Raw genomic sequence first — 20358 nt, 5'->3', positions numbered from 1 at the left:
CATAATTAATTTTCTTTAAAATACTGAAATTCCCTTTACTTGACATAAAATTTTAAACAAATTATAATTTGATAAGACTTATAAAGGAGATTTTAAATTGGAAAATAAAAGTAGCGCAGGCTCAAGAATTGCAAAGTCCACTCTAGCCATAATTATATTTTCATTAATAGGAAAAGTTTTCGGTTTCTTTAGAGAATCACTTACTGCTTATGTCTTTGGCGCAGGAATCGAAATGGATGCCTTCTCCCTTGCCCAGGGCGCAACGGCAACTATATCTGCCTTTGTGACACAGGCAATAGCAACAACTTATATACCATCAGTGCAAAAGGCTGAAATGGAACATGGCAAGAGTAGAAAAAATTATTTTACAAATAATTTACTCTTCATTGCAAGCTTAGTGTCCTTTGTCCTAATTGCCCTTGGAATTATTTTTCCTAGACAAATTGCACTTCTAACAGTTTCCACAAAAAATCCCGAAACTTATGCAATAGTAATAAAACTAATACAAGTGGGCATGCCCGTAGTCTTATTTTCATCCTGGGTTGGAGTAATGGAGGGCTATCTTCAACATGGCGGCAAGTTCGCAGCAGCTGGTGCCATTGCCATTCCACTTAACTTAACTTATATAATTTATCTTGCCCTATTTTCTCGTCATGTTGGCATAATGGGATTAACCATAGCCTCTGTCCTTGGAATACTGGCACAATTTTTATTTTTGCTACCAAATGCAATGAAAATTGGTTACAGACTAAAGCTTGTGGCAGACTTCAAAGACGAGTATGTGCGAGATGCAATAGTCCTTGCCCTTCCAGTCTTCGTGTCAGTATCAGTCAATGACATAAATATAATTGTCAACAGGCGATTGGCATCTACCATGGGCGAAGGCGCAGCCTCAATTTTATATTACTCAAATAAATTAAACACAATGATAATTGGGATCTTCATAACAGCCATAACAGCCATAGTCTTTCCAATCCTGACAAAAACTTTAGGTTCAGGGGACATGAAACTTGGCAAAAAAGTTATGAACGCATCAATAAAGACAGTTCTATTTATAACAGTGCCAGCAACAGTTGGCTTAATAATATTGGCGAGACCACTAATAGAAATTGCCTTTGTCCGTGGTTCCTTTACTATGGCTGACGGCATTGCAGCCACATCAACATTAAGGTGCTACTCCCTATCACTGATTTCAATTTCAGTAATAAATGTATTAAATAGAATTTATTACTCCATTGAAGACACAAAGACGCCCTTCTATGTTGGGGTGACAAATGTAGCCATAAATGTTGGCTTAAACCTTTTAGTGGCAAGACACTATGGCACAAATGGACTAGCAGCTTCAGTTTCTATTGCCACGACAATTGCCCTTTTCATTTCCTTTATCCTCCTTAGGAGAAAAATTGGAAATCTAGGAACCAAGTCTTACATCAAAGCCTTGATTAAAACATTTATGGCTTCAATAGCAATGGGCCTTGTGGCACTTTCCTACTTCCCTTACGAAAAACTCATCATGTCCTTTACAAGTGGAGGAGTCCAAACACTCTTGAGGCTAATTCTCTTGATGCTAATAGTCTTTATAGCAGCTTGCGTCTATGTCCTCTGCCTATACCACTTAGGCGTGCGTGAAGTTCGCGACATAGCAAAAATCCTTAAGGGCAAAATGGAAGCGCGAAAAGAATTAAAAAATTAAAAAGGCAAAAATAAGTGGCATAAATTTTTGTTATAAGAATTAGACTCCTTAGCTGGAGTCTTTTTTTATAATATTTTTAAAAAATTAGCGAATTAAAGTGGTTATTTTGTATGTAAGTGGTATAATATAATTTAATTGGAGGTGTTATTATGGGTGGCTTAATAATTGTTGCCATTATTGTAATCGTTTGCTATTTTATATGGAGAAAGAATCAAAATAAAAATACTCCAAAGGAAAAGAAATCTCTTGAAAGTAAAGAAAAAGTATCTGCTGAAAAGCTACATAAGGCAGAAGATCTTAAAAACTTTGATGACTCTGTAAATTCTTCTGAGGCTGAAAAAGATCTTAAGGTGGATGAAAATTCTTCCAATGCTTTTGAAGTAAAGGAAGAACAAAAATACGATGGATCTAGGAAAAAGGATCGCGGCAAAAAGAGAAGAGAAAAGAGAAAGCTAGAAGCTGAAGAAGAAAAGAAAGCTCCTGCTAGAAAAATTGATGATAAAAAAATTGAAGCTAAGGCTGAAAAAGTTGAAAAGCCAGTAGAAAAGGTTGAGCCAAAAAAAGAAGAGGCTAAGGTAAAAGTTAATGAGCCTGTGAAAAAGGTTGAGCCTAAGGTTGAAAAAGTCCAAGCAAAGCCTGAAGTTAAAAAAGAAAGTTTAAAACCAGCAGAAAAAGCTGAAGTTAAAACTGAAAAGGCTCCAGAAAAAACTCAAGCTAAGGCTGAAAAGATTGAGAAGCCAGTAGAAAAAGTTGAGCCAAAAGTAGAAAAAGTCGAAGCTAAGGCTGAAGCTAAAAAAGAAAGTGTAAAACCGGCAGAAAAAGCTGAAGTGACGGCTGAAAAGGCTCCAGAAAAAACTCAAGCTAAGGCTGAAAAGATTGAAAAGCCAGTAGAAAAGCTTGAACCAAAAATAGAAGAAGCTAAGGCAAAAGTTAATGAGCCTGTGAAAAAAGTTGAACCAAAAGTTGATAAGGTCCAAGCAAAGCCTGAAGCAAAAAAAGAAAGTGTAAAGCCAGCGGAAAAAGTTGAAAAGCCAGTAGAAAAGGTTGAACCAAAAATAGAAGAAGCTAAGGCAAAAGTTAATGAGCCTGTGAAAAAGCTTGATCCTAAGGTTGAAAAGGTTAAAACTAAAGCTGAGAAGGCTGAAGTCAAGACTGAAGCTAAAGAAAAAATTGAAAAGCAAGTGGAAAAACCAGAGCCAAAAAAATTTATTTCTACTAATGAAAAGTACAGCCACATTATAAAAACCCTAGGCGAAAATCCTTGGGATCTTGCAAGTGAAAAGATAAACATCAAGGTGGAAGACCTAAAAACTAAAAAACCTTTAGATGAAAATTATTCACCTGAAGATATTAAAAAAACACTTACAAGAGAAAACTTGTCTGAATTTTTAAATATGGTAAAGACTAATCCGACAATCTTAAAGAGAAAGGACAAGGTCACTTACGAATTTACAATTAAAAACCCAGATGAAATCAAAAAAATTGCAGAGAGATATTCTCTAAGTTCATCAAATTTTGAAAAGGCAAGTTCTTTATTAACTGTTGACAAGGAAAGTGCAAAGCTCTTAGAAGTCACAGATATTTTGACAGAAGGCGAAAAGAGAATTTACATCGAAACAAAATTTTAGTAAAATATAAAAGTCATAGAGATATGGCTTTTATTTTTTTGCAAAAAATATCTAAAACAAACTCAAAAAATTTTAAATGTTTTAAAAATTTAACAAAAACTTTGAAAAATTTTTACTTTTATAAATTAGAATAAGACTGAGGAGAATTTATGAATAACAAAGAAAAACTTGAAGAGATCATCGCCTTCCTAAGTGAGAACACGCGATTTGATGAAACAAAAAATTTCATACAACATGGCAACACTTCTGTCTACACTCATGTTATTTCTGTTGCAAAAAAATCCATTGAAATTGCAGAAAAATATAATTTGGATGTGGACATGGACTCCATGATAAGGGGCGCCCTTCTTCACGACTACTTCCTCTACGATTGGCACGATGGCAAGAGGGAAAGGTGGATTCATGGCTTTACTCATCCCATGAAGGCTTATAAAAATGCTAAAAGTGAAATAAATTTAAATCGCCTTGAGAGAGATATTATAATAAAGCACATGTTCCCCCTAACTATTATTCCGCCAAGGTATTTGGAATCTTGGATTGTAACTTACTCTGACAAATATGTTTCTGCTGTGGAAACTGTTTCGTCAAGATTTGTGAAAGTGGGTTTAGAAAATTTATGAAAATTTCAGAATTATATCTAATATTTTTTATCTACTCCTTTATAGGCTGGTGCTGGGAGAGCTTCCCTTGCTCCACCATTGAGCTAGATAAATTTTATAACCGAGGCTTTTTAATTGGACCAGCCTGCCCCATTTATGGCATTGGCGCAAGCATATCTTACTTGATGCTTAAAAATTTTGACTCAAGTCTTTACATTTTTATTTACTCTGCACTTTTATCCTGCACCATTGAGTACATCATAGGATATTTTTTGGAGAGATTTTTTCACCAAAGGTGGTGGGACTACAGCGCCTATCCCTTCCAAATTAAAAGCAGAGTCTGCCTATATGGCCTTATAGTTTTTGGCATGGCAAATATTATTATAGTCAAGCATTTTACTCCAGTCATGCTCTTATTTTTATCAGCTGCTGAAGATAGAGTTATTGACTCACTAGCCATAGTATTTACTGCCTTCTTCGCCATAGACCTTATCTTAACTTTAAATCACCTTCTTGGACTTTCTAAGAGCTTGGATAGGATTTACTTGGCCCTAAAAGTTAGAAGCGACAACTATTTTAATTATCTCAACGAGTCAGAGAGCTTGTCCAATTTAAAATTGATGTCGGAATCAAAAAAGTTTAAGGTAAAATTTGAAAGCTTCAATTCAAACTTAAAAGGCAGAGAAGAAAGTTTTAAGAGAAATAATTACACAAAAATAAAAGACCTATTTAGTGATAATTTTTCATAATCACTTAGGTCTTTTTTTATTGGAATTTTTTAAATTTTTATCTTCTTACAGTTCCATCTACTGGGTCAATAGTTATAATGTCGCCAGTTTTTATTTTTTCTGTAATATCTTTTACGCCAACTATGGCAGTTTTGCCGAGAGAAATTGCCGCCACAGCTCCATTAGATGTGAAGCCAGCTTGTTCTGTTATAAAGCCAGAAGATTTTTCCATGTAAGGAATCATCCTGCCGTCAGTTCCTTGGCAGACTATGATGTCCTTGGTCTTAAAGCCATCTTCCAAGTCCTCAATTGTCTTTGCAACTATGGCTCTCGCCTTCTTTTTCTTCTTACCTATAGGAGTTCCTCTTCCTAAAATTTCTGAAACACTTTCGATTTTTAGAAGGTTAGTTGAACCGGCAATGCCAGCAGGCACTCCTGCTGTTAAGACAACTAAGTCGCCAGACTTTATAAAGCCCTTTGACACTGCAATCTCCATTGATGCGTCAATTAAGTTGTCTGTGTCCTTGAAGTTTAAAACTTTTACAGGAGATATGCCCCAGACAAGGCTTAGTTGATTTTTAATTTTTTCAAAGGGCGTTGATGCAATTATTGGCGTCTCTGGCCTAAATTTTGCAATGGCTCTGGAAGTGTTGCCTGAAGTTGTGGCTGTGATTATGGCCTCTGCTCCAAGGTCTCTTGCAATTACGCAGGCAGATCTTCCTATGGCGTTTGTCATGGATTTTTCCACATCTCTAATTCTATTTTCCAAAATCTCCTCGTGGTCAATAGTATTTTCTGTGTACTCCAAAATTTTTCTCATTGTCACAACTGCTTCAAGGGGGTATTTACCGCTGGCAGTTTCGCCAGATAGCATGACTGCACTTGTGCCGTCGAGAACTGCATTGGCAACATCATTTGTCTCTGCACGAGTTGGCCTTGGGTTTCTAATCATGGAGTCCAGCATTTGCGTTGCAGTGATGACAGTCTTGCCAACAATGTTACATTTTTTTATAATTTCCTTTTGCACTATGGGCACAGCTTCCGTCTCGATTTCAACGCCAAGGTCACCTCTGGCAACCATAATTCCGTCAGAAACTTCTATTATCTCGTCAATTTCTTCCACCGCCCTTTGGGATTCAATCTTGGAAATAATTTTTGTGGTGTAGTCCCTCTCTTCTTCCAAGACCTTTCTTATGGCAAGGACATCTTCTCTGGACCTTACAAAGGATGCGGCTATAAAGTCAATATCTTCCTTTATGCCAAATTTTATATCTTCAATGTCTCTTTCTGTTAGGGCTGGCAGATTTAAGTTGGCGCCAGGCACATTAACTCCCTTGTGAGATGAAATGGTGCCAGAATTTTCCACTTCTGTTATAATTTCTTCTCCACGAATTTCTTTCACCAGAAGCTCCACAAGTCCGTCGTCAATTAAAATTTTGCCGCCCACTCTTACATCCTTGTAGAGGTCCTTGTAGGAGATGCTGGCAATTTTTTCATCACCCACTAAATCCTTGTTAGTTAAAATAAATTCTTCGCCACTCTTTAAAAGGACTTCTCCATCAATATCACCCAGTCTAATTTCTGGTCCCTTGGTGTCAAGCATTATGCCAATGGGTATATCCATTTCTCGTCTTAATTTTTTTATTCTGTCAATTTTTAGCTTGTGTTCCTGGTGGCTTCCGTGAGAAAAATTAAGTCTTGCAACATTGACGCCCTCTGTGAATAATTTTCTTAAAACTTCTTCACTTTCACTGGCAGGTCCAATAGTGGCAACAATTTTTGTCTTTTTCATAAATCACCTCATATAGAAACAGTTTTTAGTATATCTAAAAGATCTTTTCTAAAAACTTTTTTAACTTCAAAAATTTCGTCAAAGTCCCTGGATATTGCCTTGCCATCTTTAAAGCCAAGGGCAAGAGACCTGCCAGCCTTAGCTTCTTTAACTGCCAAGTAGCCAAGTTCTGATGCCAAAATTCTGTCGAAGATGCTTGGGGCTCCTCCCCTTTGGATGTAGCCAAGGACAGTTACTCTTGTGTCTATGCCTGTAAGCTTTTGAAATTCTTCTGCAAAGTCAAAGGCAGATCCACAGCCTTCAGCCATTAAAATTATGTGGTGTTTCTTGCCCCTGTTCTTGCCCATAATTGCCTTCTCTGCAATTTCATTTATGTCTAGGGGAATTTCTGGAACTATAATGGACTCAGCTCCAGAGGAAACTCCAGAGTAAAGGGCGATGTCGCCACAGTCTCTGCCCATTACTTCAACCACATTGGCACGACCATGGGCTTCTGTTGTGTCCCTAATGTGACTCACTGCTTCAGTTACAGTTTCCACTGCCGTCATAAATCCAATGGTAAAATCTGTGTAGGCAAGGTCGTTGTCAATGGAGCAGGGAATGCCAATGACATTTACGCCTCGGTCCCTCAACATTTTTGCCCCGCAAAGACTTCCGTCGCCTCCAAGGACAATTAGGGCATCAATTTCAAAAATTTTAAGGGAATTTATTGCCTTCTCCAGTCCCTCTTCTGTCATAAATCTTTCCGACCTTGAAGTGGATAAAATTGTTCCACCTCTTTGAATGATGTCGGCAACAGAAGACTGAACTAATTTTTCAAACTTGGCATCAATTAAGCCTTCATAGCCTCCGCTTATGCCAAAAACTTCTATTCCCTCGTATATGCAAGTCCTAGTCACTGCTCTTATTGCGGCATTCATGCCTGGAGCATCGCCGCCACTTGTTAAAATTGCAATTCTCATACGCACCTACTTTAAAATAATTTTTTCTCTACTCTTAGTAAAGACTGCCAATTTATCTTGTATCTCTGTAAAGGCATTGGCATCAATCCACAAGTTTGATTCCGTTCCATAGGCCCTTCTCGTCTCTTCTTCGAAAAAGACTACGGGCGTGCTGCCTTCATATTCTCTTAAAATATTTTTCATTTCGCCAAGCCTTTCATTTTTCATGGAGTCAATGGAGATGTATAACTTGTTTTTTGTGGGCATCTTAATCCTTGATAGGGCATCAACTAAAATTTTTGGCTCTTCAACTTCTGACTCTTGAAAGTGTCCCTCAACGAAGACTACATTTTCATCTTCAATTAAGTCCTTGTATCTTGAAAAGACATTTGGGAAAATTACAAGTTCAATTGTCCCAAAGAGGTCTTCTAGGGCTGCAAAAGCCATCATCTTGTTGTTTTTTGTAATCATAGTTTTTTTGGACTTTAAAATGCCCCCCACTTTTACCTTGCTATTTCTCAAGAGATTTTCTCTGTACTTTTCAAAAATTTGGTTGGTATTAATATTTGTGGACTTCTCAATTATTTCTCTATAGGGGTCAAGGGGATGGCCAGAGATATACATGCCAATGACTTCCTTTTCCATGTCAAGCTTGTCCTTTTGCCTAAAGTCTTTTAGGACAGGCAAATCTTCGTGGAAGGCTGCCTCTTCAAAGAGAGAGAATTGTCCCAAGACATTGCTCTTTGCAGTGTTAGATGAAGATGAAAGGACTGACTCGTAAATGGCAAGGTATTGTGCCCTGTTGCCCTCAAAGTCGTCCATGGCTCCGCACCTTATTAGGGACTCAACCGCCCTCTTGTTGAGGACAGACTTGTCTATGGCATTAATCCTATCGACGAAGTCCTTTAAGGATTTATATTCGCCCTTTTCTCTTCCCTTGACAATTAAATCAATTAAGTTGTCGCCAACATTTTTCACTGCCTTTAGTCCAAAGCGAATTTTATCTTCTTCAACAGTAAAGTTTTTAAAAGAATAATTTATATTAGGTGGCAAAATTTCTATGCCCAGCCTCTTTATCTCTTCGATGTAGAGACTCACTTGCTTGATGTCATTGGTATAAGTGGAAATTTGCGCCGCCATAAATTCTCTTGGATAATAATATTTTAACCAGGCAGTCCTGTAGGCAACTACTGAATAGGCAACGGAGTGAGACTTGTTAAAGGCGTAGTCGGCAAAGTCTATAATCAAGTCATAAATTTCGTTGGCAGCCTTTTCGTCAACTCCATTGGCAATGGCACCGCAAACTCCTTCGGCTGGGTTGCCGTAGATAAAGTTTTGTCTTTCCTCTTCCATAACCTTCATCTTTTTCTTGGAAATAGCACGTCTTACTATGTCTGCCCTGCCAAGAGAGTAGCCACCAATTTGTTGAACGATTTGCATTACCTGCTCTTGGTAGACAATACAGCCGTAAGTAGACTTTAGAATTGGCTCAAGCTTTGGATGAAGGTAAGAAATTTTGCTCTTGTCGTGCTTTGATGAAACAAATTTTGGAATTTGCTTCATTGGTCCCGGTCTAAAGAGGGCATTGGCTGCGACTAAATCAGAAAATTCGTCTGGCTTTAATTCCTTAAGGAAGGCTCTCATGCCAGAGGATTCAAATTGAAAAACGCCAAGAGTTTCTGACCTTGCAAACATCTTTAGGACATCGGGGTCATTGTAGTCAAACTTTTCAAAGGAAATAGTCTTGCCTTCCTTTTCTCTTATTAAATTTATTGCATCACGAATGACTGTTAAAGTCCTAAGTCCCAGGAAGTCCATCTTTAAAAGACCAAGCTCTTCAAGCTCAATCATGTTAAACTGAGTTGCAATTATCTTATCGTTACGAGTTAGGGGCACATACTCTGTCAGCTCGTCCTTTGAAATGACAACACCAGCTGCATGAGTTGATGTATGCCTTGGCAGTCCCTCAAGCTTTAATGCCATGTCAATTAAGAATCTTGAGTCCTCTTCGGAGTCATAAATTCCCTTAAAAGTTTCAGAAATTTCCAGAGCCTTTTCTATAGTCATGTTGATTGCCTGTGGAACTTGCTTGGCAATGTAGTCCACCTTGGCATAGGACATGTCAAGGGCACGCCCTACATCTCTTAGGGCATTTCTTGCCGCCATGGTACCAAAGGTTACGATTTGGGCAACATGGGAGTCGCCGTACTTTCTATTGACATACTCAATAACTTCTTCACGCCTTTCATAGCAGAAGTCGATGTCAATATCGGGCATGGAAACTCTCTCTGGATTTAAAAATCTTTCGAAGAGGAGGTCAAACTTTAGGGGGTCAACATCTGTTATGCCCAGGCAAAAAGAAATTAGGCTGCCCGCCGCTGAACCTCTCCCCGGTCCAACTTGAATTTCGTGTTTTCTGGCGTACCTTATAAAGTCCCAGACTATTAAAAAGTAATCCACGAAGCCCATATTTTTTATGGTATTAAATTCAAAATCAAATCTTTCTTTTATCTCATCAGTAACACTTTCGTAGCGAGCATACATACCATCAGTGGCAAGTTTTTTTAAATAGCCTTGGTGAGTGTAGCCCTCTGGCACAGTAAACTCAGGCAAATGTTGCTCGTGAAATTTTATTTCCACATTGCATCTCTCAGCAATTTTTACTGTGTTTTCAAGGGCATCTTTGTTTTCTGGGAAAAGTGCTGCCATTTCGTCAGGCGATTTTAAATAAAATTCATCTGATGGGAACTTCATCCTATTTTCTTCCTTAATTGTCTTGCCCGTTTGAATGCAGAGGAGGACATCGTGACTCTTGGCATCATCCTTATTTAAGTAGTGAACATCATTTGATGCTGTAAGTGGAATATTTAAGTCCTCTGATAATTTTACAAGCTCGCGATTTACTCGAGCCTGTTCTGGCATGCCATGGTCTTGAAGCTCCAAGAAAAAATTATTTTCGCCAAAGATTTCTCTGTATTCAAGGGCAGCAGCTCTTGCAGCCTCTAGGTCCCTTTCTAAGATAAATCTTTGCACTTCGCCACCAAGGCAAGCTGATGTGGCAATTACGCCCTTGGCATATTTTTTCAAAACTTCCTTGTCAACTCTAGGCTTGTAATAATATCCATCAACAAAAGCTATAGAGACTATTTTCATAATATTTTTGAAGCCTTCATTGTTCTCTGCCAAGAGAATTAGGTGGAACCTCTTGTTGGTCTTGTCCTTTATAGTCATGTCCTTTTCAGAAACATAAACTTCGCAACCCAAAATTGGTTTAATTCCCTCATCCTTGCAGGCCTTATAAAAGGCAATGGCGCCATACATATTGCCGTGATCCGTTAAGGCAACGGCATCCATGCCAAGTTCTTTAACTCGCTTTGGCAAGAGATTTATTCTCGTTGACCCATCTAATAGGGAGTACTCGCTGTGGAGGTGCAAATGCACAAATTTATTCATAGAATCATCCTTTAATCTATTCTTAAAAAATCGTCCTTAATTTTTAATTCTCAATGCCTTAAGTTTAATTGGCAAATTTTTAAAATAAGGCATAGTTAATCCTTCCTATATTTTATCAAAGGCAGTAAACAAATAAAAGGACATGAAAAAAGAGTTTCGACAAAGCAAAACTCTAAAAAGTAAAATATTTATTAAAGATTTATAAATTCTTTTTCAACAATGTGAGCTAGTTTTTCAACAGCTTCTTCTTCATCAGCGCCTTCAGCCTCAATGACAATCTCTTCGCCAGAAAAAGCACCTAGAGACATAATGCCAATAATACTCTTTCCATTAACCTTATCGCCATGTGCCTCTAAATTTATGTCAGATGCAAACTTATTTGCCTCTCTAACAAAAAGTGCAGCAGCCCTGGCGTGGAGCCCGTCATTATTATTAAGTACAACTTTTTTACTTGTCATTTCATACACCCCTCAACTTGTTAGCAATTTTCCTAATTTTTTTAAATCTATAATTAACAGTGGACTTTGATATTTTGGGATCCAGGGAATTTGCAATGTCATTTAAGCTCATAGACCTGTTATTGAGTCTTAAAATTGCGACAGCTCTAAGATCCTCATCTAAATTATCTAAACCAATCTCTCTATCTATTATCTTAATGTCTTCCACTTGGTCATAGGAGGACTTCACAGTTTTATTTAAGTTTGCAGTCTCACAATTTACAATTCTGTTGACATTATTTCTCATATCCTTTATAACTCTAATGTTTTCGTATTTTAAAACAGAATTATAAGCGCCAATGAGAGATAGAAAGTCTGAAATTTGTTCTGAGTCCTTAATGTAGACTATGTACTTTTCCTTTCTCATAATTATTTTAGAATTAAATCCAAAATCATTAATTACGCCCATCAAAAAGTTTGCATTGGATTCGTTTTCAGAGACGAATTCCAAATGATATCCTTTTTCTGGATTTGTAATGGAGCCTGAACCCATAAAGGCACCGCGGATGTAGGCCTTTTTCTCATTCACAGTTTTTATGAGATCAGTGGGTGCATAATTAATCATAAATACGCTTGCACCCTTTATATATTTTAACTCATCAAGTAACAACCTGCAAGACTCATCTTGAGATATATAAATAATAAATACATTTTTTTTAAGTTGAGTGGACTTTGCATTTTTTACTTCAACTACAAATCCAAAGGACCTTCTCAAAAAAGTAAAGACTCTTCGCGCTACTGAGGCGTTTTCTGTGATGTATTCCATGGAAATTTTGTTATTTTTAAAATTTAAAACTCCACACATAGGAGTTATGCCTGCAAGTTCAGATAGAATTATTTCATAATTATCAACTTTTATCTTTGCAACCTCATCCTTAACTTCAGATGAAAAGCTCATGACTTCACCTCGCTACTGAAATCCTTTTACTTTATTATAGCAGATTTATAAATAATTTTTTTAACTTTGGCGTTTTTGTATAAATTTTAATAAATTTTTAAAAGAAAAAACCTGGCTGAAATAATTTTTAAATAAATTTCAGCACAGGTTTTAAATTATAAATTAAAATTTTAAATTTTTCAATTATTATTTTGCCTTGTTTTCAGCTTTAGCATTTTCTTTTGCTGCATTTTCAGTTTTGTTTGCAGCCTTGTTTTCAGCCTTGGCATTTTCCTTAGCTCCTTCTTCAGCCTTTGGAGCTCCTTCTTTTTCTACTTTACCAAAGTTTTTAAATTCATCTGGAAGTTCAACTTCTTTTGAAGTGTTAACATAAGTTTTGATCTTTGCATCTTTTTTAACCTTTTCAATGTATTCTTTGAACTTTTCTTGTTGAAGAGTTTGCTTTATTTCATCCTTAACTTCATCAAATTCACGAGGATTTTTTTCGTCAAGCTTGATTACATGGTAACCAAATTGAGTTTGAATAGGTTCAGAGATGTCTCCTGCCTCCATCTTTGCAATTTGTTCATCAAAGGCTTGTACCATTTGACCATTTGCAAATTCGCCAAGAGATCCACCATTTTGTGCAGATCCAGTGTCCTTTGAATTTTCTTTGGCAATCTTAGCAAAATCTTCTCCCTTTAGAATTTGTTTTCTAAGAACATTAGCTTCCTTTAAATCGTCAACTAAAATATGAGATGCCTTAGCCTTGTAGTATTTGTCCTTGTTGTCTTCATAATATTTTTTTACATCTTCTTCACTTGGCTCTAATTCCTTAGTTTTTGCTTGAGTCCACTTTCCAACTAACATTTGGTTTTTCATGTTTTCAAAAACATAATCTTCTGGAAGTCCATTTTGTTTTAAGAAATTTTTAAAGGCTTCTTCTCCACCAAGTTGTGCCTTAATTTCGTCGATTTTCTTGTTAACTTCGTCGTCGCTAACTTCGATTTTTGATTTTGCTGCATCTTGTTTTAAAGCTTCAGTAGTAGTTAAGTCAGTGATGGCTTGTTCTCTTAAAAGTTCGTCAGTAGATTTCTTTCCATCTTGTTTGTTTGCAAGAACATCTTCACCATACATTGATGTAAGTTGGTTAACTCTTGCTGCATAAGATTTGTAGTAATCTTCCATTGGAATGTCAACTCCACCAACTGTTGCTGCTACTCCTTCTTTTTTCCCGCTACAAGCAACTAATGTGCCAGCTAGGGCAATAGCTACTGCTAATTTACTAAATTTTTTAAAATTCATATTTCTCTCCTTATTCATATTTTTTAATTAATAACCTTATTATACACTACTTTTTAGATGTTTTTGTGTCCTTTTTGTGTAAATACAAAATTGTCACAAGTTTTTTAAGTTCATCTAGTGGATATTTTAATTTATTTAAGACAATTTCATTTTCATCGCCCATGGAATAGGAAATATTTTCAAATTCATTGTTCATTTCCATAATGGCTTCAAGGGAAACTTCTCCCTCAACTTTTATCCTGTACTCGCCCCTTCTCTCTGTAATGGATTTTACACTTGCCTTTTGAGCCTTGTTCTTTAAAAGGGCAATGTCCATTAAGTTTGAAACTTCATCAGGGAAGTCAGAAAATCTGTCGATTAATTCTTCTACTAAGTCTGAGTAAGCCTCTTCTGTGTCTATGACGGAAATCTTTTTATAAATCTCAAGCCTTGTCTTGTCGTCTTCAATATATTCTTTTGGTATAAAGGAATCAAGCTTAAGATCAATTGTCGTGTCAACTTTTTCTTCAACTTCAAGACCCTTTAACTTCATAATTGCATCTTTAAGATACTTCATGTATAAGTCGTATCCAATTTTTTCAATGTGACCTGACTGTCTTGAGCCTAAAATTGAGCCAGACCCTCTTATTTCAAGGTCTCTCTCTGCAATTTTGTGGCCAGACCCAAACTCTGTAAATTCCTTTATAGCTTGCAGCCTCTTTTGTGCAACTTCTGATATGGAAGTTGACCTGTCGTAGGTGAAGTAGGCGTAGGCTATTCTTGATGACCTGCCAATTCTACCTCTAAGCTGATAAAGTTGTGAAAGACCAAGGCGATTTGAGTCCGTAATAATCATTGTATTGGCATTGGGAACATCCATGCCCGTCTCAATAATTGTGGAGCAAACTAAGACATCAATATTTCCCTCTATAAAGTCAATCATTGTGTCTTCCAAGGCTTTTTCACTCATCTGACCATTTGCCATGGCAAAAGTCGCCTCTGGCACAAGCTTTCTAAGTTCCAAGAGTTTATTTTCCATGTTGGCAACCTTGTTGTATAAGAAGTAAACTTGTCCCCCTCTTTCGATTTCCTTTAAAATTGCCTCGCGAGCCATTAAATTGTTGTACTCCAAGACATAAGTTTCAACTGGAAATCTCTCCTCAGGTGGCTCGTCAATTACAGACATGTCCCTTATGCCAATCATGGACATTTGTAGGGTCCTTGGTATTGGCGTTGCCGTTAAAGTCAAAGTGTCTACATTTTCCTTTAACATCCTAAGTTTTTCCTTGTGGCGAACTCCAAACCTCTGCTCCTCATCTATTATTAAAAGTCCCAAGTCTTTAAAGTGAACATCCTTGGAAAGAAGTCTGTGTGTGCCCACGATTATGTCTATGTTTCCATTTTTTAAGCCTTCAAGGTCGGCTTTTTGGTCCTTCTTACTTCTAAATCTGGACAAAAGTCCAATGCCCACTGGGAAATTTTTAAACCTCTCCCTAATTGTGTTGTAGTGTTGTTGGGCGAGAATTGTCGTTGGAACAAGTAGTGCCACTTGTTTGCCATCAAGGATTGCCTTAAAGGCAGCACGAAGGGCAACTTCAGTCTTGCCATAACCAACATCGGCACAGAGCAGTCTATCCATGGGAACCGGCTTTTCCATGTCCTCTTTTATCTCTTCAGAAGAAGTTAGTTGGCCACTTGTCTCTTCATAGATAAAGGCGTCTTCAAACTCCCTTTGATACTGAGAGTCCTCGCTAAAGGCATAGCCCTTGGTGTTTTCACGAGTGGCATAAAGTTTTATCAGCTCATCTGCCATGTCGTCAATGGATTTTTTGGCGTGTGCCTTTTTCTTTTTCCAATCCAAGGAATTTAATTTATTAACCTTTGGCTCTCTCTTGCCCTCTTGCACATACTTATAAATTGAGTCAAGAGATTCAATTGGAAGAAATAATTTGTCCTCGCCGCCATATTCAATGACAATGTAGTCCCTTTGGATGCCAGAGACGGCAAGCCTTGTTGTTCCCACATACTTGCCAACTCCATGTGCCTCGTGAACTACAAAGTCGCCAATAGTTAAATCATCAAAGTTTAAGGATTTTTTCTTGGCAGGCTTATTTTTTTTCTTCTTAGAAAAAGAGCCGTAGATTTCAGAATAATTTATAAAGACAGTTTTTGAATCGGTAAACTCTATGCCATCATTTAAGGCGCCTGTGGTTACTACTAAATTGGCATAGTCTTTAAAGCTGCCAAAGTCCTTGGCAAGTTCTGGCGAATAACCAAGCTCTACTAGGTGGTCAAAAAGTCTCTTGGCTCTTTTTTCTGTAGCGCCTAGAAGAATTACCTTAAAGTCATTTTTTTCATAGTAGTCCAAATCCTCTTTGAAGAGTTTTATCTTGGACATATAGTTTGTAACGCTCTTTACCTTTATATTTACAATGTCCTGTGGTTTAAAGGACTTAGGTGGCTTTAGGAGGGCGTTAAAAGTTATAAGGCTCTCTTCATTTAGCTTATCTACAAGATCCTTGTAGGAGTAAAAAGTTTTTTCGTGAGCCTTTGTCACTTCTCCATTTTCAATTAAGAGGGCAAACTTCTCGCCATTTTGGAGGGCAAGTTCCTCTTCTCTTTCCACAATCCTCGTGGGCTCGTCAATTAAGAAGATAAAGTCATCTAAGTAATCTAAAAAGGATGACACTTCTCCTTCATCGACATAGGGAAGGATTAGGTCCTTGTTCAAAATATTTTCGTCGTTTTCAAGTCTATCAACGCATCTCAAAAACTTTTCATTTAGTCTATCTTTTTCCTTGCCAGCTAATTTTGTCTTCCCAAGATCCTTTTTGATCCTCTCAGCAATTTTTTTCTTCTCCTGACTTTTTAAAATCAAATCTTCAATGGGAAAAATATTTATTTCTTCATACCTTTCAATGGACCTTTGACTTTCAATTTCAAAGCTCCTTATGGAATCAACCTCGTCATCAAAGAGTTCAATTCTATAGTTGGCATCATAAGTTGCAATGTCAATGATTGAACCCCTTATGGAGAATTGTCCTACCCCTTCCACGCTTGGAAATCTCTCGTAGCCCATTTCAATTAGCTTTACTCTCAATTCTTCAAGAGAAATTTGTGATTCAGCCTTAATATTTATCTTGTAGCTAGAAAATATTTCTCTCTTGGAAATTTTTGCAGTGAGGGCATTTAGGGTCGTGACAACAATATCTGCCCTGTCACTTGAAACTTCAGCCATTGCCTCAAGCCTCTTCTTTGTGTTTTCCTTTGACTTTGAGTCCCTCTCGTAAAAGAAGACATCTTTTTCTGGATAGAGCAGGCAATTTGCACTGGAAATACTTGATATATCCTCATAAGTCTTTCTTGCAGTGACCCTATTTTGTGAAATAACACAAACTTTTTTGCCAAGATCATTAAAGGCAGGCGCAAAAAGAGAGAGCACCGCCTCTTCTGAACCAAAGACAGCAGTGTTCTTTGAATTTTTTATTGAATTATTTACTTCTTTAAAAGATTTTAAATTCTTTACGCTATTTATTAAAAAATCCAAGATTCACCTCAATAAATATTGTTGTTGTAAGAATTCATTGACTTGTCAATGCCCCTTGAAACAGCTTCAATAATTGCATCGGCACAGGCATCTATTGCATCTTCAATATGTTTTTTATCCTTTGCAGGAAAAGAGGACAGCACAAAATTTGCCAAATCTTCATTGGGGTGCTTCTTGCCAACACCAACCTTAAACCTGGCAAAGTCTTTACTTCCTGTTAAATTTACAATTGACTTTAGTCCATTGTGAGTGCCTGCAGACCCGTTTTTCTTGATCTTTAGCTGGGCAAACTCAATGTCTATGTCGTCTACTACTACTATTAAATCTTCTGGCTTTAATTTATAAAAATTTAAAATTTCAACTATTGACTCGCCAGAATTATTCATAAAAGTATGGGGCTTTAGGAGAATAACCTTCTCTGCCGCTATTCTCCCTTCACCTACAAGCCCCTTAAATTTAATCTTATTAACTTTTATGTTTAATTTATCAGCAAGTGCATCAATAGTTCTAAAGCCAATATTGTGTCTTGTGTCCTCGTACTTTTTGCCGGGATTGCCAAGACCTGCTATTATATACACTAAATCACCTTATTCAAACATTTCACTAACTGATGTAGCAGTGTTGATTCTCTTAATTGCAGATGCAAAAATTGGAGCAACAGAAACCACATCAATTTTTTCAATCTTCTTTTCTTCTGGAAGTTCAATTGTATCAGTGATTACAAATTTTTCAAGTGATGAATTTTTTATTCTTTCAATGGCAGGACCAGATAATACGCCGTGAGTTGCAGCTCCGTAAACATATTTTGCTCCTCTAGCCTTAAGGGCATCAGCAGCCTTGGTAATTGTCCCTGCAGTGTCTGCAATGTCGTCAACTAAAATTACAGACTTGCCATCAACATCACCGATGATATTCATAACTTCAGATACATTTGCCTTTGGTCTTCTCTTTTCAATAATTGCAATTGGAAGGTTTAATTCGTTGGCAAACTTTCTAGTTCTAGTAACTCCACCTAAGTCTGGAGAAACAACAACGAAGTCATCTTCCTTAACAATATCCTTAAAGTATCTTGCAAGATAAGGAATTGCAGTTAAGTGGTCAACAGGAATGTCAAAGTAGCCTTGAATTTGTCCTGCGTGAAGGTCCATTGCAACAACTCTGTCTGCTCCAGCCTTAGTCAAAAGGTCTGCAACAAGTTTTGATGTAATAGGTTCTCTTGCCTTAGTCTTTCTGTCTTGTCTTGCATATCCATAATAAGGAATAACTGCATTGATTCTTCCAGCAGATGCTCTCTTTAGGGCATCAATTAAAATTAAAAGTTCCATTAAATTTGTGTTTACTGGTGCAGAAGTAGATTGGATGACAAAAACATCCTTGCCTCTTACAGAAATTCCAATATCAATAGAAATTTCACCATCAGAAAAAGTTGAAACAGTGCAAGCGCCCTTTTCAATTCCCAAGTTTTCACAAATTTTATCTACAAGACTTATATTAGAATTTCCTGTAAATACAACAATATCTCCATTAACAGTGTTCATTACTATGTCCTCCTATTTGACAAATCCTTTTCTTTTAACCCAACCATCTATATTTTTTTGAGGTGCTCTCTCAAGAGAAAGCTGACCCTTCAAAACATCTTTAGTAATTGTGGAACCAGCAGCAATATATGCATTTTCTTCCACTACAATTGGCGCCACTAAATTTGAATTAGAACCTATAAAGGCATTGTCTCCAACTTTTGCCCTGAACTTTTCTCTTCCATTGTAGTTTACAAAGACAACTCCGCAGCCAATGTTAACTCCACTTCCCACATCGGCATCGCCAATATAGGCAAGGTGACTCATCTTGGTGCCATTGCCCACACTTGAATTTTTAACTTCAACGAAGTTTCCAATTTTACAATTTTCCCCAACTTTGGAATTAGGTCTAAGGTGGGCGTAAGGTCCAACAGTAGTTCCCCTTCCAATAGAAGAATCTTCGATTTCAGAGCTTCTAATAATAACATCTTCTCCAATTACAGAATTTTTAATTGTAGAAGAATAAATTTCTGCCCCTTCCTTTATGACAGAATTTCTGTCAATGCGAGTGCCAGGATAAATCATGACATCTCTGTCAATTTCTGCACCCCATTCAATGTATGTGGACTTTGGATCAACTATGCCAACGCCCCTTAACATATATTCCTTGTTAATTTTTTCTTGCAAAATTTCTGCCGCAATAGAAAGCTCATATCTTGAATTTACTCCAAGAATTTCTCTAGTATCCCTTAGCTTAAAGGAATCAACCCTTTTGCCAGCTTCTACTAAAATTCCAAGAGCATCAGTGATATACATTTCATTTGCCGCATTGTCTGTGTCGATTTTTGAAAGAGCAAATTTTAATGAAGAACCTTTAAAGGCAAAAATCCCTGAATTGATTTCACGAATTAACTTTTGCTTTTCGCTTGCGTCCTTTTCTTCAACAATAGCAACGACATTTGCATTTTCGTCACGAACAATTCTTCCATAATTAGTAGGATCCTTCATGTCTGCAGATAGAACTGTGACATCATTATTTCTCTCTTCGTGGAATTTCAAAAAGCAAGAAATAGTCGAATTAGAAATTATGGGAGTATCTCCATTTAAAATAATAACTGTATCTTCATCTTTTATTTTATCAAGAGCATTTAAAACAGCGTATCCCGTACCGTAAGGCACATCCTCGCCAATGGGCTGCTCAATAAATTCTACACCTTTATCATCTTTGAAGGCATGACACACTTTTTCCTTGTTGTGTCCAACAACTACAAGATTCTTTTCAATTTGCGAATGCTTGCAAGAATTTAGAACATAAAAAAGCATGGGTCTTCCAAGAATTTCATGAAGTACCTTTGGCTTTTTGGACTTCATTCTCGTTCCCTCTCCTGCTGCCAGGATAACTGAAACTTTCATAAAACACCTCTTTTTATTTACTTATTACATTATAACTAAGTTGTCCCCTTATATTCAAGAAAATTTGAGAATTTATTTAGATTATAGGGAGATTTATTAAAAGCTGTGCTTTTGATAGTAAATAAGTGTAGAGGAAAATAGTTAAGTAGGCAAGAGTGCCCAGCTTGTAGTTATATCCGTCAGGCAGTCGACTTTGCTAATATACAGTAGAAGCTGTCAGACAGTAAGCAAAAAGCCCGGAAGCGTTAAAAAAATTTTGCTGTTTGAGTTAGCGAAGCTAACGAGTTCAAAATTTTTAGCTAGAGGGCTTTTTGCGTAGCCGTGGGGCGAGGCCCCTGCCAGGGCACGGGGGTGTGGGGGAGGTTAAAGGAGGGGGTAGAGGGGGCCTT

The 20358-nt window shown here is 37.1% G+C and carries 14 protein-coding genes; 4 read left to right on the top strand and 10 right to left on the bottom strand.

The window, feature by feature from the left end:
- Positions 1–97 precede the first annotated feature (97 nt).
- The 4 genes from murJ (at position 98) to WMO19_RS06720 (ending at position 4669) form a co-directional block, all read left to right on the top strand.
- Entirely contained in the window at positions 98–1693 is a 1596-nt protein-coding gene (murJ, locus tag WMO19_RS06735) for a murein biosynthesis integral membrane protein MurJ (protein ID WP_349170924.1), read from the top strand.
- A 149-nt stretch (positions 1694–1842) separates the two neighbouring features.
- Complete coding sequence (locus WMO19_RS06730; RefSeq protein ID WP_349170922.1) at positions 1843–3321, top strand: hypothetical protein; 1479 nt, start codon at positions 1843–1845, stop codon at positions 3319–3321.
- Between the two features lie 149 nt (positions 3322–3470).
- Positions 3471–3941, top strand: coding sequence for an HD domain-containing protein (locus tag WMO19_RS06725; RefSeq protein WP_349170920.1), 471 nt, complete (start codon positions 3471–3473; stop codon positions 3939–3941).
- Positions 3938–4669 (top strand): putative ABC transporter permease, encoded by a 732-nt coding sequence (locus WMO19_RS06720; RefSeq protein ID WP_349170918.1) that lies wholly within the window; start codon positions 3938–3940, stop codon positions 4667–4669. The genes WMO19_RS06725 and WMO19_RS06720 overlap by 4 nt, the downstream gene beginning before the upstream one ends.
- A 37-nt stretch (positions 4670–4706) precedes the next feature.
- Here the strand turns inward: WMO19_RS06720 and pyk are convergent, their stop codons facing one another.
- The 10 genes from pyk to glmU all read right to left on the bottom strand — a co-directional run bounded on the left by pyk (position 4707) and on the right by glmU (position 19969).
- Positions 4707–6440 carry a pyruvate kinase gene (gene pyk, locus WMO19_RS06715; RefSeq protein WP_349170916.1) on the bottom strand — a complete coding sequence of 578 codons (1734 nt, stop codon included), beginning with the start codon at positions 6438–6440 and terminating at the stop codon, positions 4707–4709.
- An 8-nt stretch (positions 6441–6448) separates the two neighbouring features.
- Positions 6449–7402, bottom strand: coding sequence for an ATP-dependent 6-phosphofructokinase (locus WMO19_RS06710; protein WP_349170914.1), 954 nt, complete (start codon positions 7400–7402; stop codon positions 6449–6451).
- Positions 7403–7408: 6 nt separating this feature from the next.
- Positions 7409–10834: a DNA polymerase III subunit alpha gene (locus tag WMO19_RS06705; protein WP_349170913.1), complete on the bottom strand. Its 3426-nt coding sequence runs from the start codon at positions 10832–10834 to the stop codon at positions 7409–7411.
- A gap of 191 nt (positions 10835–11025) precedes the next feature.
- Positions 11026–11292, bottom strand: a complete 267-nt coding sequence (locus WMO19_RS06700) for an HPr family phosphocarrier protein (protein WP_019125906.1) — start codon at positions 11290–11292, stop codon at positions 11026–11028.
- A 1-nt stretch (position 11293) separates the two neighbouring features.
- Positions 11294–12229 (bottom strand): DNA-binding protein WhiA, encoded by a 936-nt coding sequence (gene whiA, locus WMO19_RS06695; RefSeq protein WP_349170911.1) that lies wholly within the window; start codon positions 12227–12229, stop codon positions 11294–11296.
- Positions 12230–12415: 186 nt separating this feature from the next.
- Positions 12416–13513 (bottom strand): peptidylprolyl isomerase, encoded by a 1098-nt coding sequence (locus WMO19_RS06690; protein ID WP_349170910.1) that lies wholly within the window; start codon positions 13511–13513, stop codon positions 12416–12418.
- 46 nt (positions 13514–13559) lie between these two features.
- A complete protein-coding gene (gene mfd / locus WMO19_RS06685) occupies positions 13560–17039 on the bottom strand; it encodes a transcription-repair coupling factor (protein WP_349170908.1) in 3480 nt (1159 codons plus the stop codon).
- 8 nt (positions 17040–17047) lie between these two features.
- Complete coding sequence (gene pth / locus WMO19_RS06680; RefSeq protein ID WP_019125910.1) at positions 17048–17617, bottom strand: aminoacyl-tRNA hydrolase; 570 nt, start codon at positions 17615–17617, stop codon at positions 17048–17050.
- A gap of 9 nt (positions 17618–17626) precedes the next feature.
- Positions 17627–18577, bottom strand: coding sequence for a ribose-phosphate diphosphokinase (locus WMO19_RS06675; RefSeq protein WP_349170906.1), 951 nt, complete (start codon positions 18575–18577; stop codon positions 17627–17629).
- Between the two features lie 12 nt (positions 18578–18589).
- Complete coding sequence (glmU, locus tag WMO19_RS06670) at positions 18590–19969, bottom strand: bifunctional UDP-N-acetylglucosamine diphosphorylase/glucosamine-1-phosphate N-acetyltransferase GlmU (protein ID WP_349170905.1); 1380 nt, start codon at positions 19967–19969, stop codon at positions 18590–18592.
- Positions 19970–20358 lie beyond the last annotated feature (389 nt).

It is taken from the genome of Peptoniphilus hominis (ex Hitch et al. 2025), assembly GCF_040096015.1.
Lineage (GTDB): Bacteria > Bacillota > Clostridia > Tissierellales > Peptoniphilaceae > Peptoniphilus_A > Peptoniphilus_A hominis.
Note: the sequence above shows the minus strand (reverse complement) of the source record. Positions and strands in the feature narration are given on the sequence as shown.